The 25,274-nt window shown below is 32.8% G+C and carries 26 protein-coding genes; 17 read left to right on the top strand and 9 right to left on the bottom strand.

From position 1 onward, the window contains the following. Window position 1 precedes the first annotated feature (1 nt). Window positions 2–1,081 carry an HlyD family secretion protein gene (locus ACIQ2J_RS09235; RefSeq protein WP_396168898.1) on the top strand — a complete coding sequence of 360 codons (1,080 nt, stop codon included), beginning with the start codon at window positions 2–4 and terminating at the stop codon, window positions 1,079–1,081. Between the two features lie 85 nt (window positions 1,082–1,166). Then, window positions 1,167–2,744 carry a DHA2 family efflux MFS transporter permease subunit gene (locus tag ACIQ2J_RS09230; RefSeq protein ID WP_396168896.1) on the top strand — a complete coding sequence of 526 codons (1,578 nt, stop codon included), beginning with the start codon at window positions 1,167–1,169 and terminating at the stop codon, window positions 2,742–2,744. A gap of 285 nt (window positions 2,745–3,029) precedes the next feature. Here ACIQ2J_RS09230 and yaaA read toward each other — a convergent pair whose 3' ends face one another. Next, complete coding sequence (yaaA, locus tag ACIQ2J_RS09225; protein ID WP_396168894.1) at window positions 3,030–3,791, bottom strand: peroxide stress protein YaaA; 762 nt, start codon at window positions 3,789–3,791, stop codon at window positions 3,030–3,032. 155 nt (window positions 3,792–3,946) lie between these two features. Here yaaA and ACIQ2J_RS09220 point away from each other — a divergent pair, with 155 nt between their 5' ends. The 10 genes from ACIQ2J_RS09220 (at window position 3,947) to ACIQ2J_RS09175 (ending at window position 14,566) form a co-directional block, all read left to right on the top strand. After that, window positions 3,947–4,492 carry a hypothetical protein gene (locus ACIQ2J_RS09220; RefSeq protein ID WP_396168892.1) on the top strand — a complete coding sequence of 182 codons (546 nt, stop codon included), beginning with the start codon at window positions 3,947–3,949 and terminating at the stop codon, window positions 4,490–4,492. Between the two features lie 81 nt (window positions 4,493–4,573). Beyond that, window positions 4,574–4,933 (top strand): four helix bundle protein, encoded by a 360-nt coding sequence (locus tag ACIQ2J_RS09215; RefSeq protein ID WP_396168890.1) that lies wholly within the window; start codon window positions 4,574–4,576, stop codon window positions 4,931–4,933. Window positions 4,934–4,975: 42 nt separating this feature from the next. Then, entirely contained in the window at window positions 4,976–6,034 is a 1,059-nt protein-coding gene (locus ACIQ2J_RS09210) for a nucleoid-associated protein (protein WP_396168888.1), read from the top strand. A 173-nt stretch (window positions 6,035–6,207) separates the two neighbouring features. Beyond that, window positions 6,208–7,998 carry a hypothetical protein gene (locus ACIQ2J_RS09205; RefSeq protein WP_396168885.1) on the top strand — a complete coding sequence of 597 codons (1,791 nt, stop codon included), beginning with the start codon at window positions 6,208–6,210 and terminating at the stop codon, window positions 7,996–7,998. Window positions 7,999–8,006: 8 nt separating this feature from the next. After that, a complete protein-coding gene (locus ACIQ2J_RS09200) occupies window positions 8,007–8,741 on the top strand; it encodes a YoaK family protein (RefSeq protein ID WP_396168883.1) in 735 nt (244 codons plus the stop codon). Window positions 8,742–8,822: 81 nt separating this feature from the next. Further along, the gene (locus ACIQ2J_RS09195) at window positions 8,823–10,166 is read left to right on the top strand and encodes a DEAD/DEAH box helicase (RefSeq protein ID WP_396168881.1); all 1,344 of its coding nucleotides are present in this window, start codon (window positions 8,823–8,825) and stop codon (window positions 10,164–10,166) included. Between the two features lie 205 nt (window positions 10,167–10,371). After that, window positions 10,372–12,303 carry a BatA and WFA domain-containing protein gene (locus ACIQ2J_RS09190; protein ID WP_396168879.1) on the top strand — a complete coding sequence of 644 codons (1,932 nt, stop codon included), beginning with the start codon at window positions 10,372–10,374 and terminating at the stop codon, window positions 12,301–12,303. A gap of 35 nt (window positions 12,304–12,338) precedes the next feature. Continuing rightward, complete coding sequence (locus ACIQ2J_RS09185) at window positions 12,339–13,592, top strand: dihydroorotase family protein (protein ID WP_396168877.1); 1,254 nt, start codon at window positions 12,339–12,341, stop codon at window positions 13,590–13,592. Beyond that, complete coding sequence (locus ACIQ2J_RS09180) at window positions 13,592–13,918, top strand: hypothetical protein (RefSeq protein WP_396168874.1); 327 nt, start codon at window positions 13,592–13,594, stop codon at window positions 13,916–13,918. The genes ACIQ2J_RS09185 and ACIQ2J_RS09180 overlap by 1 nt, the downstream gene beginning before the upstream one ends. A 9-nt stretch (window positions 13,919–13,927) precedes the next feature. Continuing rightward, the gene (locus ACIQ2J_RS09175; RefSeq protein ID WP_396168872.1) at window positions 13,928–14,566 is read left to right on the top strand and encodes an alpha/beta hydrolase; all 639 of its coding nucleotides are present in this window, start codon (window positions 13,928–13,930) and stop codon (window positions 14,564–14,566) included. A gap of 46 nt (window positions 14,567–14,612) precedes the next feature. Here ACIQ2J_RS09175 and ACIQ2J_RS09170 read toward each other — a convergent pair whose 3' ends face one another. The 3 genes from ACIQ2J_RS09170 to ACIQ2J_RS09160 are packed head-to-tail and all read right to left on the bottom strand — an operon-like array spanning window position 14,613 to window position 16,391. Beyond that, complete coding sequence (locus ACIQ2J_RS09170; protein WP_396168870.1) at window positions 14,613–15,095, bottom strand: hypothetical protein; 483 nt, start codon at window positions 15,093–15,095, stop codon at window positions 14,613–14,615. Between the two features lie 38 nt (window positions 15,096–15,133). Next, on the bottom strand, window positions 15,134–15,625 hold the full coding sequence (locus tag ACIQ2J_RS09165; protein ID WP_396168868.1) for a hypothetical protein: 492 nt from the start codon (window positions 15,623–15,625) through the stop codon (window positions 15,134–15,136). A 1-nt stretch (window position 15,626) separates the two neighbouring features. Next, window positions 15,627–16,391 (bottom strand): MBL fold metallo-hydrolase, encoded by a 765-nt coding sequence (locus tag ACIQ2J_RS09160; RefSeq protein WP_396168866.1) that lies wholly within the window; start codon window positions 16,389–16,391, stop codon window positions 15,627–15,629. 123 nt (window positions 16,392–16,514) lie between these two features. On the opposite strand from ACIQ2J_RS09160, the gene ACIQ2J_RS09155 reads away from it, so the two are divergent. The 4 genes from ACIQ2J_RS09155 to ACIQ2J_RS09140 all read left to right on the top strand — a co-directional run bounded on the left by ACIQ2J_RS09155 (window position 16,515) and on the right by ACIQ2J_RS09140 (window position 19,719). After that, window positions 16,515–17,981 (top strand): TonB-dependent receptor, encoded by a 1,467-nt coding sequence (locus tag ACIQ2J_RS09155; protein ID WP_396168950.1) that lies wholly within the window; start codon window positions 16,515–16,517, stop codon window positions 17,979–17,981. A gap of 149 nt (window positions 17,982–18,130) precedes the next feature. After that, window positions 18,131–18,685, top strand: coding sequence for a hypothetical protein (locus tag ACIQ2J_RS09150; RefSeq protein ID WP_396168864.1), 555 nt, complete (start codon window positions 18,131–18,133; stop codon window positions 18,683–18,685). A 53-nt stretch (window positions 18,686–18,738) separates the two neighbouring features. Then, on the top strand, window positions 18,739–18,876 hold the full coding sequence (locus tag ACIQ2J_RS09145; protein ID WP_396168862.1) for a hypothetical protein: 138 nt from the start codon (window positions 18,739–18,741) through the stop codon (window positions 18,874–18,876). Between the two features lie 276 nt (window positions 18,877–19,152). Continuing rightward, window positions 19,153–19,719, top strand: a complete 567-nt coding sequence (locus tag ACIQ2J_RS09140; RefSeq protein ID WP_396168860.1) for a helix-turn-helix domain-containing protein — start codon at window positions 19,153–19,155, stop codon at window positions 19,717–19,719. Here the strand turns inward: ACIQ2J_RS09140 and bcp are convergent. Further along, window positions 19,714–20,172 carry a thioredoxin-dependent thiol peroxidase gene (gene bcp / locus ACIQ2J_RS09135; RefSeq protein WP_396168857.1) on the bottom strand — a complete coding sequence of 153 codons (459 nt, stop codon included), beginning with the start codon at window positions 20,170–20,172 and terminating at the stop codon, window positions 19,714–19,716. The genes ACIQ2J_RS09140 and bcp overlap by 6 nt on opposite strands. 115 nt (window positions 20,173–20,287) lie before the next feature. Between bcp and nth the strand changes: the two genes are divergently transcribed. After that, the gene (nth, locus tag ACIQ2J_RS09130; protein WP_396168855.1) at window positions 20,288–20,947 is read left to right on the top strand and encodes an endonuclease III domain-containing protein; all 660 of its coding nucleotides are present in this window, start codon (window positions 20,288–20,290) and stop codon (window positions 20,945–20,947) included. 17 nt (window positions 20,948–20,964) lie between these two features. On the opposite strand, the gene ACIQ2J_RS09125 is transcribed toward nth, so the two are convergent. The 4 genes from ACIQ2J_RS09125 to ACIQ2J_RS09110 form a co-directional block, all read right to left on the bottom strand. After that, window positions 20,965–21,108 (bottom strand): hypothetical protein, encoded by a 144-nt coding sequence (locus tag ACIQ2J_RS09125; protein ID WP_396168853.1) that lies wholly within the window; start codon window positions 21,106–21,108, stop codon window positions 20,965–20,967. Between the two features lie 50 nt (window positions 21,109–21,158). Continuing rightward, window positions 21,159–21,743 (bottom strand): RNA polymerase sigma factor, encoded by a 585-nt coding sequence (locus tag ACIQ2J_RS09120; protein WP_396168851.1) that lies wholly within the window; start codon window positions 21,741–21,743, stop codon window positions 21,159–21,161. A gap of 327 nt (window positions 21,744–22,070) precedes the next feature. Beyond that, complete coding sequence (locus ACIQ2J_RS09115; RefSeq protein WP_396168848.1) at window positions 22,071–23,777, bottom strand: family 16 glycosylhydrolase; 1,707 nt, start codon at window positions 23,775–23,777, stop codon at window positions 22,071–22,073. Window positions 23,778–23,833: 56 nt separating this feature from the next. Then, window positions 23,834–25,273 carry an MFS transporter gene (locus tag ACIQ2J_RS09110; RefSeq protein ID WP_396168844.1) on the bottom strand — a complete coding sequence of 480 codons (1,440 nt, stop codon included), beginning with the start codon at window positions 25,271–25,273 and terminating at the stop codon, window positions 23,834–23,836. Window position 25,274 lies beyond the last annotated feature (1 nt).

The following is a 25,274-nucleotide window of genomic DNA, read 5'->3' as shown; positions in this document are numbered from 1 at the left end:
CATGGAAAAGACTAAAACCAATAAAAAATTTGTTTTCATATTCGCAGCATTAATCCTTGTTGGAGGATCTTATGGTACTTACAAATATTTGCATTCACTTGCCCACGAAACTACCGATGATGCGCAAATTGAAAAAAACATGAACCCTATTATTCCGAGAGTAGCAGGATATGTAACCAAAGTGTATGTAAAAGATAATGACTTTGTAAAAAAAGGAGATACCTTGTTTACTATTGACAACAAAGATTATTTAGTAAAAATAGAAGATGCTAAAGCGGCTTTAGTATCGGCAGAAGGAAGTTATGCTGCCTCCAAAGCAGATATCGGAACTGCGCAAGCCAACGTTTCGGTTTCGGATGCCAACATGCAATCGGCAGGTGGCAACATTGAAACTGCCAAAATTAGGTTGAATCGTGCCTCTAATGATTTTGAACGTTATGCTAATTTGTATAAAAATCATACTATTACTAAACAACAATACGAGCAAGCTGAGGCTACTAAACTAGAAGCACAAAGCCAATTGCGTATTTTGCAAAAACAACAAAAAGCGAGTTCTTTTCAAAAAAATGTTGCTGCTGCAAGAACCAATGTTTCTAACAAACAAGCCGATGTTGCTGCTGCAAATATCAAAAGAGCGCAAGCCATGCTAGATGCTGCACTATTAAATTCAGATTATACCGTGGTTACGGCTGCAATTGACGGACAAGTTTCTAAAATTGCTATCCAACCAGGACAGTTTTTACAACCAGGACAATCGTTGTTTTACATCATCAACAATTCGGAAGCATGGGTAACTGCTAATTTTAAAGAAACCCAATTGAACAAAATGGTTGTCGGTCAAAAAGTAACAATTAAAGCAGATGCTTATCCCGATACCGATTTTAAAGGAACTATTGTAAGTTTTTCTCCTGCAACTGGCGCTAGATTTTCTATTTTACCTCCAGATAATGCAACAGGTAATTTCGTGAAAACCATCCAACGTTTGCCTGTTAAAATTGCAATAGATGCGGATAATGATGCCGAAAAAGTAAAATTACTTCGTCCGGGAATGAATGTAGAGGTGGATGTACATTTGAAATAATATTAAATTTTAAATATCAGATATTAAATATGTTGAAATCTGATGTGAATATCTAAAATTTAAAATCTAATATCTAATATTAAAAATGGTACAAGCAGACGATTTAGTAGAATATGGCTACAGGAGGGTTATTATCACAATAACAGCAGTGCTTTGTGCTTTATTGGAAATTGTAGATACAACCATTGTAAATGTAGCGCTTACCAACATGCGAGGTAGCCTTGGCGCTACACTTACCGATGTGGCTTGGGTAATTACCGCTTATGCTATTGCCAACGTTATCGTAATTCCGATGACGAGTTGGTTATCACAACAATTTGGGAGACGAAATTACTTTGCCTTCTCTATTATATTATTTACCGTAGCATCTTTCCTTTGCGGAAACGCCTCGAATATTTGGGAACTTGTCGCTTTCCGATTCATCCAAGGTCTTGGTGGTGGTGCTTTATTAGTAACTGCACAAACCATCATAACCGAAAGTTATCCTACCGCCAAACGTGGAATGGCGCAAGCAATTTACGGAATGGGAGTAATTGTTGGACCAACATTAGGACCGCCTTTAGGAGGTTATATTGTGGATCACTTTTCCTGGCCGTTTATCTTTTACATCAACATTCCTATCGGAATTGTAGCAACCATATTAACATTGACATTTGTTAGAAGTCCGAAATACGGAGAAAAACTAAAAGCCAATCAAGTCGATTGGTGGGGGATCTTTTTCTTGGCGTCCTTTATTGGTTCGCTTCAATTTGTATTGGAACACGGGCAACAAGACGATTGGTTTAACGATAATTTAATTGTAAGTCTGAGTGTAGTTTCGTTATTTGGATTGTTGGCATTTGTATGGAGGCAACTAAACTATAAATTTCCAATTGTAAATTTAAGCGTACTTAAAGATGGGAATTTAAGAATCGGAATCCTGATGTCGTTCATTATGGGATTTGGACTTTACGGCTCTACCCTTATCATTCCAATTTACACCCAATCTATTTTAGGATGGACCGCTACCGATGCAGGATTATTGTTAATTCCGGGATCGATAACTACCGCTTTCATGATGCCGTTTATTGGTAAAATGATTCAAAAAGGAGTGCCACAAGGCTATATGGTTGGAGTAGGTTTTGTAATCTTCTTTCTGTTTACTTTCATGATGCGAAATGCCATGACACCCGATACCGGAGTAGAACATTTCTTTTGGCCCTTAATATTAAGAGGAGTTGGTTTGGGATTACTTTTTGTACCTATCACCACCCTTTCGCTTTCAACTTTAAAAGGAAAAAATATTGGTGAAGGTGCTGCCTTTACCGGAATGATGCGACAACTTGGAGGGTCTTTTGGTATTGCAATCATTACCACTTTCATCACTAGATTATCGCAAAAACACCGAGTAGATTTGTTGGCACACCTTGACGGAAGTCGTCTAGAAGTGCAACAACGCATTTTAATGCTCCAAAAAGGATTTATGTCGAAAGGATTTAGCACGAATGAAGCCTTGAAAAAGGCCTATCAAGTGATGGATTATTCAGTTTTAAAACAAAGTACTGTATTGTCGTATATGGATATATTTATGGCACTTGGACTACTATTTTTATTTTGTATTCCGATTATATTTTTAATCAAAAAAGGGAAAAGCAAAATTAACCCCGCAGATGCTATGCATTAGAAGGTACTACTATATTTATTTCAAAAAACCTTGCAGATTAGGAATTGAATTCCTAATTTTACAAAAAGAAACTAAATTTATTGAAAATCAATACTTTAGATCTAACCATCAATTCGATTACTTTTTTGTCTTCCAATTATATTTTTAATCAAAAAAGCAAAATTAACACTGCAGATGCAATGCATTAATTTAGGAGACAACTATTTTTCTATAAAAAATCTTGCAAATTAGGAATCCAATTCCTAGTTTGCAAGATTTTTAAATTATAAGAACTATTAGATAACTTTACCTCGTAAAAACCAACGTATTCCCTTTACTTAAATTAGCATCAAAAGCATAACCTTCATGATTAAATCCTTTTAGGTCGTCGATCGTTTGAGCATTGGTATCGATAATGTATCGCACCATCATCCCCCTTGCCTTCTTGGCGAAGAAACTTATTATTTTTAGTTTGCCATCTTTGTAATCTTTAAATTCTGGAGTGATAACAGGCACTTTTAGTTTCTTTACATCCACAGCATCAAAATATTCGTTACTGGCAAGATTGACAAATAATTCGTCTTTTTCCAATTGGGAATTCAATTCTTTGGTTATTGTTGCTTTCCAAAATTCATATAAATTTTTATTGGCTCCAATAGGCAACTTGGTTCCCATTTCTAATCGATAGGGCTGCATTAAATCTAAAGGTTTTAATAAACCATACAAACCCGATAGAATTCGTAATTGGTCTTGCAAAAGGTTTATTTTTTCTTCGGATAAGGAATACGCATCCAAACCAATATACACATCACCACTAAAAGCATAAATTGCCGGACGGGCATTTTCTGTAGTGATTTCTGCAACATTTCTTTGTTGGTTGCGTTGCCAATTCAAATCGGATAATTTATCGGAAATCGACATTAAATCGGATAATTGCTTTGGCGATTTTTTCTTTAAAACGGCATCAATTGCTAGGGATTGCTTTTGAAATCCGTATTCCGAATACAATTTTGTTGGCAACGGACTTTCAAAATCTAAAGATTTGGCAGGAGAGATAACAATTTTCATAGCAAATGGGTTTCAAAATTCAAAAATACAAATTCCTTTTCCGTAAAACAAGAACCCCTTTTTTGGAAAACAAAATATTATCAACAATTCGCAAATCACAATTCGTAATTCGTAATTATTATTTTACATTTGAAGTCTCAAATAAAATTACAACCATGGTTTATAAATTTAGAGTAATTCTGGATGCCGAAGAAGATGTTTTTAGAGACATCGCCATCTTAGAAAGTGACACTTTAGAAGATTTACATAATGCAATCGTTAATGCTTTTGGCTTTGACGGATTGGAAGTAGCCTCGTTTTATACTTGCGATGACACTTGGAATCAGGAAGACGAAATCCCGATGTTTGACTCAGGGGATGTTCCCGGTGAAAACAAAATCATGAGCGATTATACTCTAGATGCTATTTTGGATGATGAAAACACCAAGATTCTTTATGTGTATGATTTCATCAATATGTGGACTTTTCTTGTAGAACTTGCTGCCATTGAAGAAACCGAAGAAGTTGGTGTTATTTATCCTAACTTGCTATTTTCGCATGGGGAAATGCCGGCTGAAGCAATGGAAAAACATTTTGTTTCCGATTTAGAAGAAGACGAAAATTACAACGAATTTGAAGACGATTTAGACCAAGACGATCTGGACATGTTTAGTGGCGACGATAGTTTTGAAGATTACGGATTTGAGGAGAATTGGAATTGATTTTTTTAAGGTGCTAAGGATTTAAGATTCTGAGGTTCTGAGTTTTTTTGTATATTTAATTAAACTTTAAAAATACAAATCATGAGCAATTTTAGAAAACTTCTCATTTGGCAAAAAGCCATGAACTTAGTAACCACAACTTACCAACACACTAAACAATTTCCAAAAGAAGAAATCTTCGGATTAACTTCACAAATAAGAAGAAGCGCTATTTCTGTTCCTAGCAATATTGCAGAAGGCTCTGGAAGAGATAGCAACAAAGAATATCTGAGATTTTTAAATGTGTCTATTAGTTCATTATTTGAATTTCAAACCCAATTAGAAATCGCGAAAAACATTGACTATTTAAAAGAAGTAGAATTTATAAACCTATACGAGGACAGTCGAGAGTTAGAACGAATGTTAGTTTCCTTCATTTACAAGATTAAAGAACGAAACTAAACCTTATAAACTTAGAACCTAAATACCTCAGCAACTAAAAAAATGATCAACCTATTCAATACGCACATCGAATCGTTATCCATCCATAGAGTTGGAAATAAAAGCCGCAACGAAGCCATTTTTTTATCGGAAAACCAATATGGATTAAACGATGAAATTGTTCCAATATTAAAAGAATATTTCTTTAAATCGTTTCGTGAAAAAGAAGAAAATTACTTCCAATTTGCACACGAAGTTGATTTAGAATACAACGACATGTTTAAATTGGCTACCGAGATTTTTACCAATCCTGGTTCGGTGCATGAGGTATCTAAAAAAATTACCCAACACCTTTTTGAGCAATCCAACCATCCGCATATTAAAAACGGAGAAGTTTATGTAACTTACTTAACTAATGTTTCTATTGACAATAATGTGGTAGATGCTATTGGCGTTTTTAAGAGTGAGTTGCGCACCGATTTCCTTCAATTTGAAGAAAAAGAAAGCAACCTAGAAATGGTGCTTCAAGAAGGAATTAACTTAAATAAATTAGACAAAGGCTGTTTGATTTTCAATCATAAAAAAGAAGAAGGTTATAAAATTCTTACAATTGACAGTAACCGTTATGACGCACGTTATTGGTTGGAGCATTTCCTTTCGGTAGATGCTTTTCAGGATGAAAACTTTATGACAAAGAAATACTTAAAATTTTGTCAGGAGTTTGCTAAAGAAGTTGTTTTTCCTGCCGAAGACAAAAAGCAAGAAGTGATGTTCATGAATCGTGCGGTAAATCATTTTGCCAAAAACGACAATTTTGAAGAAACTGCTTTCTTGAATGATGTTATGGAAAACCCCGATTTGATTCCGGAATTTAAAAGTTATAAAGCCGATCGTGGCGAAAAATACAGCATTGATGATGTAACCTCCTTCCCTATTGCTAATGCTGCGGTTTCGGATGTTAGAAAAACAATTAAAAATGTAATTAATTTAGATACCCACATCCAAATAAAATTAGATTTCATCAACCCTGAAAGTGCAGAAAAATTTGTAGAAAAAGGTTGGGATGAAGAAAAGCAAATGTATTATTATTTAGTTTATTTTAATAAGGAACAGAAGTCTTAGTGTTCAGTGTTCAGTTAAAAATTATTCCTCAATTGTGAAAGCAGTTGGGGATTTTTTGTTTTTGTTAAAGGTGTAGCATTTCATTACGGAATACAATACCTTTATAAATTAAATCAATTGCAGTGCGAACTTATTTTTGTTTATTGCTTTTTTTTCTAAGCTTTCCAGTACTTATGGCTCAAAAACCTGTGCCTACTAAATCGGATAGTGTTTATAAAAAAATAGATGAATTTTCTCAAGATAAAAAATTCTTTAAATTCATTCATAAAATAATGTTTCGAAGAAAAGAAACGGCCACAATTAGCAAAAAGAAAAGACAAAAAGCAATTACTTCACTACAAGTTTCTTTTGAAAAATACAATTGCAAAATTATCCGAAACATTACTATTGAAACCTTAGATCCTTTTGGTTTTTCTGCCGAAAACGACAAACAAGCACCTAAATATAAAATGGAACGTTTTGGAAATTGGCTGCATCTGAAAACTAAAAATTGGACTATTCGAAATTTGCTGCTTTTCAAAAAAAATGAAGAACTAGACTCTTTACTAGTAAAAGAATCCGAAAGGATAATAAGAAGTCAAAGATACATTAGCAGTGTAATTATCAAACCAATTCCGATAGCAAATTGTACCGATTCCATTGATGTTTCTGTTCGGGTTTTAGACACTTGGAGCGGAATTCCAACAGGAGCTTTTTCAAGTGCCAAAGCTAATCTAGATGTAACCGAACGCAATTTCTTTGGCTTGGGACACGAATTGGAACTAAATTACATTAAAAGTTTTAATAACAGCACCACCAATAACTTTGGATACGACTCAAAGTATACTGTTCCAAATTTCAGAAACACCTTTATTAGAACTTCGGTTTCTTCTACCAATGACTTAAACAATAACACCTATAAATCGATAAAAATTGACCGTCCTTTTTATTCTACTTTAACCCACTGGGCAGGAGGTATGAATTATGATTATAGAGTATTTGTCCAACTCATGACCGATTCCAATGCGATAGTTGCACCACAAAATTTCAAAATAAAAACCTATTCGTTTTGGGGAGCTCATGCCTTTAACGTGTTTGGAAACCAATCGGAATTTGGCAGAACTACCCACTTGGTTTTTGCCACAGGGTATTCAAACAGTGCTTATCTAGAAAAACCGAGTATAACTTATGACCCTATTCATTATAACAATTCTTCCAAATCGGTTTTGGCAACTATTGGAATTTCGAGTCAAAAATTTTACCAAGATAAATACCTCTTCCGTTTTGGAATTATTGAAGATATTCCTTACGGGAAAGTTTTTTCGGTTACTGGAGGAGTCGAAAACAAAAACAATTTAAATCGAGCCTATTTTGGTGGTCGTTTTTCCTATGGGGATTATTTTGATTTTGGTTATTTACAAGGAAATATTGAAGTTGGAAGTTTTTTTAATGGAAAAAATACCGAGCAAAGCATTTATAAGTTTGAAGCCAATTATTTCACTAACTTATTTCCTGTAGGATCCTGGAAATTCCGCCAATTTATCAAACCCGTTTTAGTGTTGGGCACCAACCGACTCAATACAACGCAAGACCGATTGAATTTAATTGATGTCAATGGAATTCCCGGTTTTAATAGTGCACCACTAATTGGAACCAAAAAATTCTTAACGACGTTTCAAACGCAATCCTATAACCAAAAAAATTGGTATGGCTTTAATTTTAGTCCGTTTATGAACTTCACTCTAGGCTTTCTAGACCAAGGCAATCACAACTTTTTCAATAATAAAATGTATACCCAAATTGGTGTTGGAGTTTTAATAAACAACAATTATTTAGTATTTAATAGCTTTCAATTTTCCTTCTCCTACTACCCTTCTTTACCAATTGATGGCAGTAATATTATTAAGACTAATGCTTTTCAAAATTCTAATATAGAATACCGAGATTTTCAAATTGGGCAACCGTATGTGGTGCCTTACCAATAAAATAAAGTATGTTCAAACACCAAGGCAAAACTAGAACACTAAAACACAATTTAAGAATAGCTTCTTTGTTATCTTTTGTTGCGGGAATTGTTAATGTCGTCGGATTTTTAGCAGTGCAACGGCTAACCACCAATGTTACCGGACATTTCGCTTTTTTTGTTGATGAAGTCTTTAAACTTCATTTTTGGGAGGGGTTTGTCTATTTTCTATTTATCTTTTTCTTTTTTCTAGGCTCTTTTGTTTCCAATTTTTTAGTGGAATTAATTTCTAGAAAAAATGCCGATTATATCTATGTCATTCCCACCATAATTGAAAGTATGATCTTGTTTTCGGTAGCAATTTTTGGGGAATTCCTAATTAAAGACAACCCCAATTTAATTGCTTTTTCGTTACTTTTCGCTATGGGACTACAAAATTCTTTAGTAACTTCTATTTCTAAAGCAACCGTTAGAACAACCCATTTAACTGGGCTTTTTACCGATTTAGGAATTGAATTATCCCAATTATTTTTTTACAATCAACCCGAACAAAAATACAGATTACATTCTTCTATCAAATTGCGATTAACCATCATTAGTTTTTTCTTTTTGGGAGGGATTATGGGAGGGGTATTTTATGCACCTTTTGGGTTACATGTTTTAATTCTTGCTGGCAGCACTCTACTTATTGGGATTGCATATAATGATTGGAAACTTAAGCTGCTTTTGCTTAAGCGAAGAATTAAAATATTCCACAAAAAATAATTTCAAATCGGGAAAGCAAGGAATAAGCGCTGCATCCACCCCAAAAAAGAATTCCCTACCTTTGCAAAAAATTAATACGCAATGAATACTTTTGAGCAATTCAACCTTCCTAAATCTTTACAAAAAGCAATCGACGATTTAGGATTAACCACACCAACCCCTATTCAAGAAAAATCCTTCTCTTCCATAATGTCGGGACGAGATGTAATGGGAATAGCGCAAACTGGTACTGGTAAGACATTGGCGTACTTATTACCTCTTTTAAAACAATGGAAATTCGTTCATACCGATTCGGCTCGTTTGGTGATTTTAGTACCAACTAGAGAATTAGTGGTTCAAATTGTAGATGTTATTGAAAGTTTAACAAAATACATGTCGGTTAGAACCCTTGGTATTTATGGCGGAGTAAACATCAACACCCAAAAGAAAGCGGTCTATCAAGGAGTGGATATTTTGGTTGGAACTCCGGGTAGAACGATGGATTTAGCCTTGGATAATGTAATTCGTTTTGATTCGCTTCAAAAATTAGTAATTGACGAATTTGATGAGATTCTAAATTTAGGATTCCGTTACCAAGTAACTTCGTTACTAACGATGATGAGCAATAAACGCCAGAATATTTTATTCTCGGCAACGATGACCGATGATGTAGATGCACTTTTGGAAGAATATTTTGAACTTCCTGAAGAAATTACTTTGGCAGCATCGGGAACACCATTAGAAAAAATTGAACAATTAGGATATTATACTCCCAATTTTTTAACCAAAATAAACCTGTTAAATCATATATTAACTTCGGACGAAAGCACTTCTCGTGTTTTAATTTTTGCAAATAATAAAAAAACCGTCGATTTAATTGCGAATAGTATTGAAGAAAATTATCCAGATGCATTTGGGGTAATTCATTCTAATAAATCCCAGAATTACCGTTTAAATACTATGGCTTCGTTTCAAGCAGGCGAATTGCGAGGAATTGTAACTACAGATGTAATGGCACGTGGATTGGACATTTCCGATGTTACTCACGTTATCAACTTTGAATTTACCGAAATTCCGGAGCAATACATTCACCGTATTGGTAGAACGGGTCGTGCCGATAAATCGGGTACCGCAATAAGTTTTATTAGTCCGAGTGAGGAAGAAATTCAAATTGAAGCCGAAGTTTTAATGGAAAAAGAAATCGTGTTTTTAGATTTTCCAGAAGGTGTAGAAGTTTCCGTACGATTATTAGAATTTGAAAAAGATAAAAAGAAAGTTAAACAACTTTTAAAACGAGTTAAAAAAGAAGGTGGAGAAGCATTTCACGAAAAATCTAAGAAAAACCAGAAGGTGAATCTTGGAGGTCCTGCTAAAACAAAACCTAGAAAAACCGAATCTCGTAACCGTGGAATTGAACGTAAAAGAGACGCGAAGAAGAAGAAATAGTGTTCAGTGTTCAGTTTATAGTGTTCAGCAAAAATATATTTATAATGAAAACCTTCTGTTTTGGAAGGTTTTTTTTATGCTCAGTATTATCCTTCAGACAAAGTTGGAATCCAAATTGAGTTCCACCAACAGTTTTATCAAATTTTAAACCTTTAAACTTTTAAACCTTTAAACTTTTTATTACTTTTGACAAACTAAAATAAAAATGCAGTTCCAACATCCAGAAATACTTTATTTTCTTTTCTTATTGGTCATTCCAATTCTGGTGCATCTTTTTCAATTGCGAAAATTCAAAACGGAATATTTTACCAATGTAAAGTTCCTTAAAGAACTTGCATTACAAACCCGAAAAAGTTCGAAATTAAAAAAATATTTATTGCTAGCTACCCGAATGCTTTTGTTGGCATTCTTAATTTTTGCATTTGCCAAGCCTTTCTTTAAAGCCAAAGACCACAAAGACGCTACCAACGAATTGTACATCGTTCTGGATAATTCGTTTAGCATGCAAGCCAAAGGGCAAAAAGGCGAATTACTAAAACGTGCCGTTCAAGATTTGCTAGAGCACACTCCCGAAAACGCCAATTTTTCTTTAATAACCTGCTCGGATAATTATTGGAATACCGATATAAAATCGATTCAAAAGGAATTACAAAATTTAAACTACAGTGCCTCCCCTTTTCAATTGGAGCAACTTTTGGCAAAAATTAAAGCCCATAAATCGGCATTCCGAAAGGATATCGTGGTGATTACCGATGCAGTTGGTTTACAACCCAACGAAGTAAAGAAAAGTAATGAAGACGAAAATCTCTATTTCATCCTTCCCGAAGCCGAAAAAACCAACAATATTGCAATTGATAGCGTTTTCATTAACCAAACCATGGATAATTTCTATGAAATTGGAGTAAAACTAGATGCTTATGGCGATGATTTTAAAGATATTCCAATTGCATTGTATAACCAAAACAAACTAATTGCTAAGACCTTAGTGAATTTTGAAACTAAAACTAAAGTCATCAATTTCACTATTCCAAAAGAGGATTTTCATGGTTATGTTTCTATTTCGGATACTAGTTTAGACTACGATAACACCTATTATTTCAGTCTATCTAAACCTCAAAAAAGCAACATCATCAGTATTGGTGATCCTGAAAAAAGTGAGTTCCTAACTCGAATTTACACGGCATCCGAATTTAATTATTCGAATTATTCGTTACAATCTTTAGATTATAATTTATTGGATAAGCAAGATGCTATTGTTTTAAATGAGTTGAAAGAAATTCCGCAAGCCTTGCAAACTACTTTAAAATCTTTTGTAGAAAAAGGTGGAAATGTGGTGGTTATTCCTAGCGCAGAAAGTTCGTTAACCAATATGAATGGTTTTCTTGCAACTATTGTTGGTGGTATTCAATATAAAGCACTTACTTCTGGTGAAAAAATGATTACCAAAATCAATTTCAGCCATCCGTTATTCAGTAGTGTATTTGAGAAAAAAATAACTAATTTTCAATATCCAAAAACAAAAGTTTCTTTTGGAATTAGCGACTCGGCTCCACAAGTTTTAGGTTATAGCGACCAATCGGCTTTCTTGAGTGCTGTTCAAAATGGCATTGCTAGTGTTTATGTATTTGCAGCACCAATAAACAAATTGAATAGTAATTTTCAGAATTCTCCTATCATCGTTCCTACGTTTTATAACATGGGACAAAATGCCCAAAAAGCGGGAATCACGGCCTTAATTATTGGCGAAAACAAACCATTTGTAGTAGAAACAAAAATCGGGAAAGACGAAATTGTTACAGTTAAAAACGACCAAGAAAGTTTTATTCCGATGCAACAAATATTAAATAATAAAGTAAAAATAACTTGCAACGATAATCCTAAAATAGCAGGTAACTTTGGTGTATTTAACACCAACCAACTTATTGAAAATATTAGTTTTAATTACAATCGCACCGAGAGTAATTTGGCAAATGCTAATCCCGATGCGGTTAGAGATTTTAAAGAAATAAGCAATGTGAATTCGATTTTTGATACGCTGCAAGCAAACCGAGCCGACAATCAAATTTGGAAATGGTTCCTGATACTAACCTTATTATTTGTAGCACTAGAAATTTTAATTCAAAAATTTGTAAAATGATTTTTATATCCTAAAAATCTAATAAAATAAAAGTTATGAAAATCATCATCCGAGAAGCCAAGATTATTGATCCAAAAAGTTCTTTTCACCACCAAATTGTTGATGTGAAAATCAAGGACGGAATATTGGAAAAAATTGGAAAAAATCTGGCTAAAGATTCGGATTATGAAGAAATAACCCATTCCGATTTACACCTTTCCCAAGGTTGGATGGACAGCAGTGTATCGCTAGGTGAACCCGGATTTGAAGACCGGGAAACCATTGCAAATGGATTGCTAGTTGCTGCCAAAAGTGGCTTTACAGCAATTGCGTTACAACCCAATAGTTTTCCTGTTTTAGACAACCAATCGCAGATTCAATTTGTAAAACAAAAAGCAGCAACCACTGCAACCGATTTATTCCCTATTGGAGCGTTAACCAAAAATAGAGAAGGAACCGATTTAGCCGAATTATTCGACATGAAAAATGCGGGAGCAATTGCTTTTGGTGATTATGGCAAAAGTTTATCTAATGCTAATTTGTTAAAAATTGGATTGCAATACGTGCAAGATTTTGACGGATTGGTAATCACATTTTGCCAAGACGAAAAGATAAAAGGCAGCGGCGTGGTTAATGAAGGCATGGTTTCTACCCGATTGGGATTAAAAGGAATTCCTAACCTTGCCGAAGAAGTAATTGTGGCTAGAAACTTGTTTTTATTGGAATATACCGGCGGAAAATTGCACATACCAACGATTTCTACTGCTAAATCAGTAGAATTAATTAGGGAGGCAAAAGCCAAAGGATTGCAAGTTACGTGTAGCGTTGCGGTTCATAATTTGGTTTTAACCGATGAAAAACTAGACGGTTTTGATACCCGATATAAGGTTGCGCCACCTTTAAGAACCGAAAAAGATAGAGTTGCCCTGCTTGCAGGAGTTACCGATAACACCATTGACATGATTACCTCCGATCATAATCCGATGGATATTGAGCACAAGAAAATGGAATTTGATGGTGCTAAAAATGGCACTATAGGTTTGGAAAGTGCTTTCGGAGCCCTATTAACCGTACTTCCATTAGAAACTATTGTAGCAAAATTAACCAATGCAAAATCGGTTTTCAAATTAGAAAATTCCGAAATTGCAGAAGGCAAAGCGGCAAATATAACCCTATTTACTACCGAAAACGAATGGGTGTTTTCTAAAGAAAATATACTTTCAAAATCTAAAAATTCGGCTTTTCTTGGAACTAAAATGAAAGGGAAAGTAGTTGGAATTTATAATAACAAAAAATTAATCTTATCCTAATGGATCCAAAAACTATTGACGAAGGAAAATCGGCAGCAATAACGAGTTACATTCTAATTGTTGGAGTATTAATTGCTTTATCGATGAATTCTGAAAAGAAAAACCCTTTTGCTTCGTTTCATATCCGACAAGGATTAGGATTGACCTTAACTTTTATTACTTTGGGAGTATCCATAAGTTATTTTGAAAGTATTATGGTTGCTGCACCAATGTGGATTTTTATTTCCGTATTAACTATGTACGGAATTTTTACCGCTGCCAAAGGCGAAATCACTCCATTACCGTTATTGGGAAAATGGTTTCAAAAATGGTTTAGTAATTTTTAATTTAAATATATGACGTTACACCATTTAATTCGGGAGCCTAAAATAAAATTAGACAAAAATCCTTTATTGCTATTATTGCATGGCTATGGCAGCAACGAAGAAGATTTATTTTCTTTTGCATCCGAACTTCCAGAAGAATATTATGTGGTTTCGGTTCGAGCACCTTATGAATTGGGCTATGGAAGTTATGCTTGGTATGCAATTAATTTTGATGCCGATGAAAATAAATTTTCAGATGTTCCTCAAGCACAACAATCTAGAGATTTAATTGCTAATTTTATTGATGAATTAATTGCAAATAATCCTATAGATGCTACTAATGTAACTTTGATTGGATTTAGCCAAGGTACCATTTTAAGTTATGCTATCTCGCTTTCGTATCCTGAAAAAATTCAACGGGTAGTTGCAATGAGTGGTTATTTGAATACGGAAATGGCAATACCAAATTTTGAGAATAAGGATTTTAGTCGTTTAAAAATATTTGCTTCCCATGGCACCGTAGATCAAGTAGTTCCTGTAGATTGGGCAAGAAAAGCCGCACCTGCATTAACAAAACTTCGAATTGAAGTGGTCTATAAAGAATATCCTATTGGACATGGCGTAGCACCACAAAATTTTTATGATTTTAAGAATTGGTTACAGCATTAAAAAAAATAGTCTCTTTATTAAAGAGACTATTTTTTTAACTTATAAATTATTCCTGACCTTCTGGATTATCCGAACCAGAAACTTTTTTTCCAATTTCGCCATCGCCAGAAAAAACAAGCACACCTGCTTTTTTAAGTTCATAGCCATTGTGCGCTACTAATTGGTAATCGTTGTAAATCCAAGTTTTACTAGAACCACTTTTGGTGACAATAAAAGATATATCATCTGGTAAAAATATTTCGGCTTTATCGGCATTTTCATTAAACAAAACATAGGCACACAAAGTTTCATCTTCGGTAGATGCATTGTCTGCAGGATTTAATTGGATTCCTGTGAAAGCTTTAACACATTCATTATTTAATTTAGACCAAATGTATCCAGCCGAAGCCAAACATCCGTTTTTATCCTTGTCGACATCCACAATTGTAGAGTCTTTATGAGGTGTTTCAACTGGTTCAGGTGCAGCATCATAAAATTTACAAGAAATTGTAACTGAAATTAGCGCGAAAAATAGTAGTAGGTTTTTCATAGTAAATAAATTTTATTGGGCTTAAAATTTTATTTAAATTAATATTCTTGTTTTGGATAAATAAAAGTATCCATTATTTGAAAGGTTATTTTTCCATCTTTTTCTACAAAATATTTTAATACTACATCTCCCCAATATTGGCCATCGCTATAATCAGCAATAATCCATCTGTGGTTTAGTATTTTAATTTTGTTGATAATGAATTTTTGTTCTCCTAGTTTTTCTTGTCCGGTATAAATATTTCCTTTAGGATCATCGTTGTAAGCAAGGAGTGCTTCTTTTATTTGAGGCATCAATTTTTGGACATCATAATCGGCAAAATACTCTTTGGCATAATCATTATTTTCTAATGAAAAATGATCGGCATCGAATAATTTATTAGAGATTCCAGTAATACTGTCTTTCAAATATTTTAATTCACTTTCATTTTTTTTCTTTTCAAATGCAAGTGCTTTACTATAATACATATAGGTAAAAGCAGCGACTAAAGCCGTTAATATAAATAAGTATAGATATAATTGTCGTTTCATTTTAAATAGATATTTCTAAATTATCGTATGCCAAAAAAACATTTGGGGGCAAATTTTTTTGTACTTCATCATGAAAGCCTAATAAATGACTAATATGGGTTAAGTAGGTTTTTTTGGGTTGCACCAAAGTTACAAAATCTAAAGCATCTTGCAAACTAAAGTGCGAATGGTGCGGCTCTTCTCTTAAAGCATTGATAACCAAAACTTCTACCCCTTTTATTTTTTCGATTTCTTCTGCTTCAATAGTTTTTACATCGGTTAAATAGGCAAAATCATTTATTCGATAGCCAAAAACTTGAAGATTGGCATGAAAGGCATTAATAGGAAATATCTTAGTATTTCCAATTTTAAATGGAACATTATTTGAAACTTCTATTGCTACTACAGAGGGGGCTCCAGGATACCTATTTTCCGTTTCAAAAACATAATCAAAACGTCTTTTTAAATTTTCAATAACCCTTGGATGTGCATAAATTGGAATTTTACCTTGTTTAAAATTAAAAGGTCGAATATCGTCTATACCAGCAGTGTGATCGGCATGCTCGTGGGTAAATAAAATAGCATCTACTGTTTTGCATTTGGAAGAAAGCATTTGTTGCCTAAAATCGGGACCACAATCAATTACAATAGAAAGCTCTTCGGTATGTATCCAAACAGAAACACGCAAGCGTTTATCTTTAGGATTATCACTTTGACAAACAGAGTGATGGCTCCCTATAACAGGAATGCCTTGAGATGTTCCAGTTCCTAAAAAATAAACCTTCATTTTTATGATTTTGGGTGGCTAATTTATTAAAATTAACGGTTACTTAAATTATTACAAAAATAGCATTAATTATCCTTTTATAAAGCTTCCTTTTTACTAACTTTGCGATGTATATACATGACTATGGGAAATTTCGGATTAGACATAAAATTAAAAGGAGATAAATTAATAGAGCAAATTCCATCTATTAAAGATAAAGCGTTACGGATTAACTTGAACGAAAACATCTATGGAACTTTTGCTGAAATTGGTGCCGGGCAAGAAACCGTCCGTCATTTTTTTAGATCTGGAGGTTCGTCAGGTACTATTGCAAAAGCAATGTCGGCTTATGACAAAGATTTTAGCGATGCTATTTATGGCATTGAAGAAGACGGCCGCTATGTAACCGAAAGTCGATTAACCAAAATGCTTTCGCACGAAGTTGATTTAATAGAAAAACGTTTGGATCGATTGAAACATCCCAACAAAATGTTTTTTAGTTACGCTAATACCGTTGCTACCATTGACTTTGCAAAACAATTTAAAGGTCACGGTTGGGTTGGAATAAAATACCAAATTGAACCCGACGAAGATTATAATGAAATTATTCTCCATATTCGATTTAAAGAAACTGATGCACGATTACAACAGGAAACCCTTGGTGTGCTTGGCGTTAATTTAATATATGGTGCATTTTATAAATATAATGACCCTAAAAAATTACTTCGTTATCTATACGACCACTTAGATAAAGACCAATTAGAGATTGATACTATCAACTTTTCAGGACCTCGTTTTGCTAATGTAGACAACCGATTGATGAGTTTGCAATTGGTGAAAAATGGAATGACAGATGCTGTAATGTTTAGTCCTAATGGTCATAACATTTTGCCTGCCGCAGTTTTATACAAAAAAAATATCTTGGCTTTGAGAGGAAGTTTCCGTCCGGTTACGAAAGTAAATATGGACATGCTGGACCGTTCTCTAGAGATGTTTGTAAAAGAAAATAAAGTTGAAAAAGAAAATACGTTTGTAATATTTGAAATTACACTATCCAACCTTCGTTCGGAAGGAGAAATTGACGAACGTGATTTTATGGATCGTGCCGAACTGTTATGTTCGTTAGGGCAAACAGTAATGATTTCCAATTTTCAAGAATATTATAAAGTAGTAGAATATTTCTCTAGTTACACTAAAGCCCGTATGGGATTGGTTATGGGAGTAAATAATTTAGTTGATATTTTTGACGAAAAATACTACCGCCATTTAAGTGGTGGGATATTAGAAGCATTCGGAAAATTATTCTATCGCGATTTAAAAGTATATCTGTATCCAATGATTGAAGATGGTGAAATCATTACTTCTCAGAACTTAAAAGTACACCCTCGAATGAAAGAGTTATATAAATTCTTTGCTTATAATGGCAAAGTAATAGATGTAACCGAATACGACGAAGAAAATTTGAAGATATTTTCAAGAGAAGTCTTAAAAATGATTACTAAAGGAATTCCGGGTTGGGAACGATTATTGCCAAAAGGAACTGCCGAATTAATCAAGCAACACCATTTGTTTGGCTACGATCCTAATAGAGTTTTGGAAGCAGCCAAGTAGTATCCTAATACCAATCCTCAAATTAAAATTGAGGATTTTTTTTTGCTAATAATTAGATTGAAAATGATAAATGTATAAATTTATAGCCCCTTAGATTTAAATAACCTTCCAAAACTATATTTTTTTAAATCAAATTCTAAAAAGGATTCATGAAATTATATTTCACACTTTACAGTCTTTTCTTTTTTTCGATAGTTTATTCGCAACAAGATACCATTTACTTCAATCATAATTGGAACATTTGCACTAAAGATTCGGCACAATTTTATAGGCTTCTACCTTTAAAAATTAAAACAAAAACCGCTTTAGGATACAAAATAAAAGGAGTAGATTCATTATATGTAATTCGAGATTTTTATAAATCCAATACCATACAAATGAGTGGTTTTTCTTATGATAAAGATGCTAAATATTTAGTTGGAGAAATTTATTGGTATCGAGAAGATAAATCTTTATTGAATTATGAAAATAGAAATGCAAATAAAGCGAAAACAATTAATATAGAACCCATTGTATATCTTGAATATCTTAATTCTAGAAGAAATCAATTTAGTGGTGGTGTTGAAATTTGCTTAAGTTGCAAGCAACTAGATAAACTGTTTTTAGGTATAGGTTATAGTATTGAAAGCTATGGAAACAAGCTATATAATTCTCCTAACTTTCATATATCTTATAACTCAAATGGAAATTGGTTTTTAAACTAGAAGGTTCCAACAAATATATTTCTCCCCAAATTGGACTTTCTTTTTTAAATTTTATGGATTTTGGAATAGGCTATTCCATTCCAACTATTTCTGCTAATAATTACCCTGTACTTAACGGATTTACTGCTGGAATATTGATTCGATTATCCAGAAAAAAGAAAACTTACGGTACTTTTTCAATAGGATGGTAAGGCTTAATTTTGAAATTTAACAAAATTTAACAACAATAAAATTGTCTTTTTTGTTGGTTAATTGATTTTTTTCTATTATCTTTAATTTGATACTTAATAGCGTAAAGCCTCGAAGCGTTATTTATTTTTTTGTTCCTAATTTTCGTAAAGTCCCCAATTGTAAATCGAATTTGGACGTTTAGTTTAATTTTTACCTACTAAAATATTAATTGTTAACACCAGAAATAATTTCTGAAATAGTATTATTTTTTTAATCTAAAAAGGCAAAATTATCTTATGAAAATACATGTTAAACACATGGTCTCGCTGCGCTGTAAATTAGTAGTTAAAGATGCATTAAATTCCTTAGGCATAAAATTCAGTTGTTTAGATTTAGGGGAAATAAAAATAATTGATGATGATATTCCTCTTCAAAAAAGGGAAGAATTAAAGAAAATCCTAAATAGATCTGGATTGGAATTAATGGACGAAAAAAAATCTACTATTGTAGAAAGAATAAAAAATATAATTGTAGAAATGGTTCATTATTCAGAGGAACCTCCAAGAGAAAAAATTTCTATACATCTAAGCAATAAATTAAATCATAACTACACTTACCTGTCCAATTTATTTAAAGAAATTACAGGTGTTACAATTCAACATTTTATTGTGCTTCATAAAATAGAAAAGGCCAAGGAGCTTATATTATATGATGAACTAACATTAAATGAAATTACGCATTTACTAAATTATAGCAGTGTTGCCCATTTATCCAGTCAATTTAAGCAAGTAACTGGATTAACGCCAACGCATTTTAAAAATTTAAAAAAATTTAAGAAAAGAATTATGTTAGAAAAACTATAGGTTACCTAATATTTGAAAAGCGTGGGCCTTAGTTTTTACATCGGAAATTACATTTTCTATAATACCATTTTCATCAATTACAAAAGTAGTTCTATGAATTCCATCGTATTCTTTTCCCATGAATTTTTTAGGGCCCCAAACTCCAAAAGCTTGGATTACGGATTTATCTTCATCAGCCAATAACGGAAATGGGAAGTTGAATTTTTCTTTAAATTTAAGTTGTGCTTTTTCAGGATCAGCACTAACGCCTAATAACGCATAATTATTGGCTTGGAAACTTTCAAAGTGGTCTCTTAAATCACAGGCTTCTGCTGTGCAACCCGGTGTATTAGCTTTTGGATAAAAGAAAACTACTAATTTTTTTCCATTATAGTCAGCTAATGAATGTGAGTTCCCATCTTGGTCTTTCCCTGAAAAGTTAGGTGCTTTATCTCCTTTTACTAATGTTGTCATAATACTATTGTTATTTTTTTTATTGATATTGAAATTGCAATTGACATTGTAATTGAATTTCCTATTGCAATTGATCTTGAAAATGATTTATTTTACATTTCAAATTTAATTATAAATGACCAAAAAAGAGCGTGCAACGTTTGTTATAAATACGTTAAAAGAATTGTACCCAACAATTCCTATTCCATTAGATCATAAGGACCCTTATACCTTGTTGATTGCAGTACTTTTATCGGCACAATGCACAGACGTTCGGGTAAACCAAATTACGCCTTTATTATTTGCAAAAGCAGATAATCCCTGGGATATGATAAAAATGAGTGTGGAAGAAATTAAAGAAATTATTCGTCCCTGTGGTTTATCACCAATGAAATCAAAAGGGATTCACGGCTTATCACATATTTTACTCGATAAATACAATGGTGAGGTACCCCAAAGTTTTGAAGCACTGGAAGAACTTCCTGCAGTTGGGCATAAAACAGCAAGTGTAGTAATGAGTCAGGCTTTTGGTGTGCCAGCATTTCCTGTAGATACTCATATACATCGATTAATGTACCGATGGAATTTGACTTCGGGAAAGAATGTAGTGCAAACCGAAAAAGATGCCAAAGCCATTTTTCCAAGAGAATTATGGAATGATTTGCACCTTCAAATCATTTGGTATGGTCGGGAATATTCGCAAGCTAGAGGATGGAATTTGGAAAAAGATATTATTACTAAAACGATTGGAAGAAAAAGTGTTTTAAACGAATACGAAAAAAAAATATCCCGATAAATCTACCGGGATATTAATTAATTAGCAATAAATTCGTAATTTCGGTTACCTATTTTAATAATATTCAATGCTTTTGAATAATTAAGAATAAAACTAATTGTTTCTTTTTTTGGTAACATTTTGGTGTTTGCTAATGCTTTTTTAGAGTAAAGTTTTGCCATAGTCTATTTTAAATTATATATATATAACGAAATAGCAAAAGAAATATTGTTTAATTAGTTAAAATAATATTGTTTTTTTCAATTATTTTTCTCAAGTTCATTAAAGCATAACGCATTCTTCCTAAAGCAGTATTGATACTAACTCCGGTAAGCTCTGCAATTTCATTAAAACTTAAGTCTTGATAAATACGCATCATAAGTACTTCCTTTTGATCTTCTGGAAGTTCTAAAATTATTTTTTGCAAATCTTTTTCGATTACATCGGTAATAATTCTTCCTTCAGCATTCAAAGAAGTATCCGTAAGTATTGAGAATACGGAAAACTCCTCGGTTTCGCGAAGCATCGGCATTTTTTTATTTTTTCGGAAGTGATCTACAATAAGATTATGGGAAATTCGCATTACCCAAGGTAAGAATTTTCCTTCTTCGTTATAAGAATTAGATTTCAACGTTTTAATTACTTTGATAAAAGTATCTTGAAAAATATCGTCGGCAACATCACGATCTGGCATTTTGGAATATATAAAACCATAAATTTTAGACTGATGTTTTTTAATTAATATAGACAAAGCGTTTTCGTCGCCAGCTATATAATTCTTTACCAATAAAGCATCTGGGATTTGAGTAGTAGCCATAAAATTACCTTTTAGTGTTGTGTTAAAAATCTAAATATTTTTTTCTAAAAGTAATTTTTTTTGATAGGCGACTGTTAATTTTGATTAAATTATAGCCAAATATAACTTAATAATTTCTTAATATCCAAATACAAAATGAAAATTTAACACTTTTTACACAATAAATATTAAAAATGGGAAAGAATCATGAATAAAAAAACCAATTATAGTGAGTTTTATAACTAAATAACAATCTAATATTTAAGAATTATTTGAATCTATTTCATAAAAAAAGTGTGTAAAAATTGAATTTTTACACACTTTAAAAAATAATAGAACTGATTTAATTTATTGAATAATAATTTTCTTAACTACTCTTTCATTTCCAGAATAAACTGAAATAAGATAAATTCCAGAGGACAAATTTGTAACATCTATTGAATTAGTATTTGTTTCGGTTTTTAATACTAAATTCCCCAAAAGATTATAAAGTTCCACCTTATCTAGATTAATATTGGAAGTAATATTTATAACATCTGTAACGGGATTTGGAAACGAAATTTGGTTCAATTCTGAAAAAGTATCTAATTGTAAGGCACATGAACTTCCTACTACATAAGAATAATAACTTGTTACCGACAAACCACCAGCATAGGCAAATTTAACTCCATACTTAATGGTAGATCCTAAAGTTTGCCCCGTTATGGTATGGGTAAATATATTTCCAGAAACATTTGTCATATTGGTTTGCGTAAATGGAGTTTGTTTCCATAATATTGCAATTACGCCTACTTTATCGGTATCTAAAAGTCCGTAAGTTATTTTAACGTCTGTTCCATTGGTTTGAAATTCATAATTGTAACCTGTTGAAAAAGAACCTTGTTGTGCTAAAGTAGAAGTTCCAGAACATATTAGAGTGGAGTTTGGCAAGGTCGTAGCATTTAGAACAATTGGATTGTTTACTGCGGCATTTCCAGATAAATCATTTGCTGTTACAGTAAAACTATATAAGGTATTAGGATTTAAGCCTGTAATAACAACCGATTTTTGAACTCCAGAAGTTCCTGCCATACTATTAGAAGTTGATCCATAAGCAACATTATAACCAATTGTACCCGAATTGTCAGTGGCATTTAATAATAATTCTACAGAAGTACTTGTAACTGCGCCTATGGTAGCTGTGAAATTTAATGGTATTTGTGTATCAATGGTTGTGTTTTGATAAACGCGTACATAGTCAACCAACATAGAACTTTGAACGTAATTATCTGGAACAGTACCTGCAACACCGCCCATTGCAATATTTAATAATAAGTACTGTTCTTCATTAAAAGGCCAGTTGTTTGGAGTTTTAACAGCTGGATTGTAGGTGTAAAAAACTACCCCATCAAGCAAGAACGATATTTGAAAAGGAGACCAATTTACAGAATATATGTGATAGTTATCGGCAATATTATTTCCCACAACTACACCACCAATATTTACGGTATTTCCGAATGATGAAGGTGTATGCAAGGCACTTTGAATGTAATTATCTGGTTGAGATTGTGTAATTCCATGTTCTAATATATCTATTTCGCCACAAGCAGGCCAACTTGTTGTACCAAAACTAGAGTCGAAAAATGCGCCATCTTCATTTACATTTTTTCCAAGCATCCATAATGCAGGCCAAGTGCCTAAATTTTTTGGAATTTTTGCTCGGATATCTACCCGACCATATTTAAAAGCAAATTTAGAATTCAATCGAGCTGAGGTATATTGTTTTGTAATACCTTGATTAGTATAAGGTTCTTTTTTGGCAACAATGTTTAGCATTCCTGCATCTACAAATGAATTAGTTAATTGATCTGTGTAATGTTGTACTTCTCCATTAAACCAATTTCCACTAGCGGGTAATTGTGTTTGATGAAACCATTTAGTTGGATTTACTACTCCGTTGGTATTGAACTCATCCGACCAAACTAAATCAGAATAGACTACGTCCACTTGTGCGAAACCGAATTGACAGAACATAAAAAAAGAAAAAATAATTTTATAAAGTGTGCTATTTTTCATATTCAAGATTTAGTTATATTATTTTAATTAAATTTTAGATTGTAAAAAGAAAAATCTTAATGGCTAGGTGATTGTAGTTCTCTTCTTTCTTCTAGCTTTTCTTTTATTTCTTTTGCTTTGTCTTCCGTCAAGTCATAGTCTCTCATTACCCACATTCCAATTAGTGTTCCTAAAATTGGGATTCCGGAGAAAAATAGTCTTAAACCCGAAACAGCTCCTTCTGCTTGCGTTGCAGCACCTGGATGAAAATCCACAGCAGACATAATAATACCGGTTAACAATCCGGCAATTGCAAAACCAAATTTCACCATCCACCAATAAATAGCTCCAAATATTCCTTCTCTTCTTTTACCAGAAATTAGTTCATCCATATCACAAACATCAGCTGTCATGGACATCATTAAAGTGAATAAACTTCCAATACCAAACGAAAAGAAAGGTAAGGCAAATATAAACATGTAAGGTTTTCCGGGAATGAATAGAAACCATAGCAAAAGATATCCGAAAATTGATATTCCTTGACAAATTAAAAAGGTTTTCTTTTTTTCAATTTTTTTAGACATCCATGACACTATTGGAATTACTATAAAAGTAGTAGACAAAGCTCCTAAACATCCGAAAAGTGTTGGCCAAATTCCTGCATCCGAAGAAACTCCGTTGAACAAATAATAAACTACTATAAAAAAAGTAAATCCTGCAACAGTATTAAAGGCATTAAAAATGAAGAAAGTTGCAATGCAAAGTTTTCTAAAAGGTTTATTTTTAAAAGCTTCTATAAAACTTGAAAAAATCTCCTTTAAACTGCCTCCCATTTTACTAAATGTTAATGGTGAAAAACTAGTTTCATCTATTGTTGACTTGCTCTTGATAAAAATTGCAGGAATCATTGCTAAAATCATGCACGAAATTCCTACCCAAACGGCTAAAGTTCTTGTAGCAGTATCAGCATTTGGAAACCAACTTGGATCGTACATTACTACCCAAAACCAAGGAGCAATCACCCATGCCCACTGTCCTATCCATTGGGAAATTGCCATAATACTAGTTCTTTCATGAAAATCATCGCTCATTTCATATCCCATTGCTACAAAAGGAACGCTAAAAATCGAAAGTCCTATGTAAAATATTATTGACCAAATAAGAAAGTAATAGAAATTATAATCAATGCCGCTTTCTCTAAATAATTGCCACATTACTACAAATGAAATTCCCATAATAATGGCACCAATAAAAACATATTGTCTTCTTCTGCCCCATTTAGATCTGGTATTATCAGATATAAATCCCATAATTGGGTCAATAAAAGCATCTAAAATTCTAGGTAAAAAGAAGGTAATACCCCACATCCAAGTTGGCATTCCTAAATTTTCAACCAACACAACCATAAAAATACCTAAAGCTGCAGGAAACATTTGATTAGCTAACATTCCTAATCCAAAGGCGATTTTTTGACCCATCGGGACAATCGCTTTTGTTTTTATATTATTATTTGACATA

It is taken from the genome of Flavobacterium sp. (genome assembly GCF_044357305.1).
In the GTDB taxonomy this organism is placed as follows: domain Bacteria; phylum Bacteroidota; class Bacteroidia; order Flavobacteriales; family Flavobacteriaceae; genus Flavobacterium.
The sequence above is the reverse complement of the archived record's forward strand: the minus strand, read 5'-3'. Positions and strand labels throughout refer to the sequence as shown.

Coding starts and splice junctions, on each gene's coding strand:
- ACIQ2J_RS09235 (WP_396168898.1), top strand. CDS start 2: ATGGAAAAGACTAAAACCAATAAAAAATTTGTTTTCATATTCGCAGCA.
- ACIQ2J_RS09230 (WP_396168896.1), top strand. CDS start 1,167: ATGGTACAAGCAGACGATTTAGTAGAATATGGCTACAGGAGGGTTATT.
- yaaA (WP_396168894.1), bottom strand. CDS start 3,791: ATGAAAATTGTTATCTCTCCTGCCAAATCTTTAGATTTTGAAAGTCCG.
- ACIQ2J_RS09220 (WP_396168892.1), top strand. CDS start 3,947: ATGGTTTATAAATTTAGAGTAATTCTGGATGCCGAAGAAGATGTTTTT.
- ACIQ2J_RS09215 (WP_396168890.1), top strand. CDS start 4,574: ATGAGCAATTTTAGAAAACTTCTCATTTGGCAAAAAGCCATGAACTTA.
- ACIQ2J_RS09210 (WP_396168888.1), top strand. CDS start 4,976: ATGATCAACCTATTCAATACGCACATCGAATCGTTATCCATCCATAGA.
- ACIQ2J_RS09205 (WP_396168885.1), top strand. CDS start 6,208: ATGGCTCAAAAACCTGTGCCTACTAAATCGGATAGTGTTTATAAAAAA.
- ACIQ2J_RS09200 (WP_396168883.1), top strand. CDS start 8,007: ATGTTCAAACACCAAGGCAAAACTAGAACACTAAAACACAATTTAAGA.
- ACIQ2J_RS09195 (WP_396168881.1), top strand. CDS start 8,823: ATGAATACTTTTGAGCAATTCAACCTTCCTAAATCTTTACAAAAAGCA.
- ACIQ2J_RS09190 (WP_396168879.1), top strand. CDS start 10,372: ATGCAGTTCCAACATCCAGAAATACTTTATTTTCTTTTCTTATTGGTC.
- ACIQ2J_RS09185 (WP_396168877.1), top strand. CDS start 12,339: ATGAAAATCATCATCCGAGAAGCCAAGATTATTGATCCAAAAAGTTCT.
- ACIQ2J_RS09180 (WP_396168874.1), top strand. CDS start 13,592: ATGGATCCAAAAACTATTGACGAAGGAAAATCGGCAGCAATAACGAGT.
- ACIQ2J_RS09175 (WP_396168872.1), top strand. CDS start 13,928: ATGACGTTACACCATTTAATTCGGGAGCCTAAAATAAAATTAGACAAA.
- ACIQ2J_RS09170 (WP_396168870.1), bottom strand. CDS start 15,095: ATGAAAAACCTACTACTATTTTTCGCGCTAATTTCAGTTACAATTTCT.
- ACIQ2J_RS09165 (WP_396168868.1), bottom strand. CDS start 15,625: ATGAAACGACAATTATATCTATACTTATTTATATTAACGGCTTTAGTC.
- ACIQ2J_RS09160 (WP_396168866.1), bottom strand. CDS start 16,391: ATGAAGGTTTATTTTTTAGGAACTGGAACATCTCAAGGCATTCCTGTT.
- ACIQ2J_RS09155 (WP_396168950.1), top strand. CDS start 16,515: ATGGGAAATTTCGGATTAGACATAAAATTAAAAGGAGATAAATTAATA.
- ACIQ2J_RS09150 (WP_396168864.1), top strand. CDS start 18,131: ATGAAATTATATTTCACACTTTACAGTCTTTTCTTTTTTTCGATAGTT.
- ACIQ2J_RS09145 (WP_396168862.1), top strand. CDS start 18,739: ATGGATTTTGGAATAGGCTATTCCATTCCAACTATTTCTGCTAATAAT.
- ACIQ2J_RS09140 (WP_396168860.1), top strand. CDS start 19,153: ATGAAAATACATGTTAAACACATGGTCTCGCTGCGCTGTAAATTAGTA.
- bcp (WP_396168857.1), bottom strand. CDS start 20,172: ATGACAACATTAGTAAAAGGAGATAAAGCACCTAACTTTTCAGGGAAA.
- nth (WP_396168855.1), top strand. CDS start 20,288: ATGACCAAAAAAGAGCGTGCAACGTTTGTTATAAATACGTTAAAAGAA.
- ACIQ2J_RS09125 (WP_396168853.1), bottom strand. CDS start 21,108: ATGGCAAAACTTTACTCTAAAAAAGCATTAGCAAACACCAAAATGTTA.
- ACIQ2J_RS09120 (WP_396168851.1), bottom strand. CDS start 21,743: ATGGCTACTACTCAAATCCCAGATGCTTTATTGGTAAAGAATTATATA.
- ACIQ2J_RS09115 (WP_396168848.1), bottom strand. CDS start 23,777: ATGAAAAATAGCACACTTTATAAAATTATTTTTTCTTTTTTTATGTTC.
- ACIQ2J_RS09110 (WP_396168844.1), bottom strand. CDS start 25,273: ATGTCAAATAATAATATAAAAACAAAAGCGATTGTCCCGATGGGTCAA.